Source organism: Streptococcus sp. HMSC073F11 (genome assembly GCF_001810785.1).
Classification (GTDB): Bacteria; Bacillota; Bacilli; order Lactobacillales; family Streptococcaceae; genus Streptococcus.
Genome location: NZ_KV802688.1, coordinates 1 through 743, shown reverse-complemented (window position 1 = coordinate 743; position 743 = coordinate 1). Strand labels below are relative to the sequence as shown.

General features: G+C 50.9%; 8 tRNA genes. All 8 read left to right on the top strand.

The features are described from left to right. Nucleotides 1–35: 35 nt before the first annotated feature. Nucleotides 36–108: transfer RNA gene (locus HMPREF2764_RS01590), tRNA-Asp, on the top strand. Between the two features lie 24 nt (nucleotides 109–132). Continuing rightward, nucleotides 133–205, top strand: a tRNA-Lys gene (locus HMPREF2764_RS01585). Nucleotides 206–210: 5 nt separating this feature from the next. After that, a tRNA-Leu gene (locus tag HMPREF2764_RS01580) sits at nucleotides 211–292 on the top strand. Between the two features lie 18 nt (nucleotides 293–310). Beyond that, a tRNA-Thr gene (locus tag HMPREF2764_RS01575) sits at nucleotides 311–383 on the top strand. Between the two features lie 22 nt (nucleotides 384–405). Continuing rightward, nucleotides 406–477: transfer RNA gene (locus HMPREF2764_RS01570), tRNA-Gly, on the top strand. A gap of 7 nt (nucleotides 478–484) precedes the next feature. After that, nucleotides 485–570, top strand: a tRNA-Leu gene (locus HMPREF2764_RS01565). 9 nt (nucleotides 571–579) lie between these two features. After that, nucleotides 580–653, top strand: a tRNA-Arg gene (locus tag HMPREF2764_RS01560). A 15-nt stretch (nucleotides 654–668) separates the two neighbouring features. Beyond that, nucleotides 669–742: transfer RNA gene (locus HMPREF2764_RS01555), tRNA-Pro, on the top strand. Nucleotide 743: the final 1 nt, after the last annotated feature.

Below are 743 nucleotides of genomic sequence, written 5' to 3'. Positions count from 1 at the left end.
AGAGGGTCAGCGGTTCGATCCCGTTAACTCCCATAGGTCCCGTAGTGTAGCGGTTATCACGTCGCCCTGTCACGGCGAAGATCGCGGGTTCGATTCCCGTCGGGACCGTTTAAGATAACGGAAGTTATTTTAGACTCGTTAGCTCAGTTGGTAGAGCAATTGACTTTTAATCAATGGGTCACTGGTTCGAGCCCAGTACGGGTCATATATGCGGGTTTGGCGGAATTGGCAGACGCACCAGATTTAGGATCTGGCGCTTAACGGCGTGGGGGTTCAAGTCCCTTAACCCGCATTAAGATAAAATAAATGAGCCGGCTTAGCTCAGTTGGTAGAGCATCTGATTTGTAATCAGAGGGTCGCGTGTTCAAGTCATGTAGCCGGCATTTTTAGATAGAAGAAAACAGTGCGAACGTAGTTCAGTGGTAGAACACCACCTTGCCAAGGTGGGGGTCGCGGGTTCGAATCCCGTCGTTCGCTTAGAGAGGCCGGGGTGGCGGAACTGGCAGACGCACAGGACTTAAAATCCTGCGATTGGTAACGATCGTACCGGTTCGATTCCGGTCCTCGGCATAATATAGAGCACCCTTAGCTCAACTGGATAGAGTACCTGACTACGAATCAGGCGGTTAGAGGTTCGACTCCTCTAGGGTGCATTTTTCTATTTAACTCGGGAAGTAGCTCAGCTTGGTAGAGTACTTGGTTTGGGACCAAGGTGTCGCAGGTTCGAATCCTGTCTTCCCGAT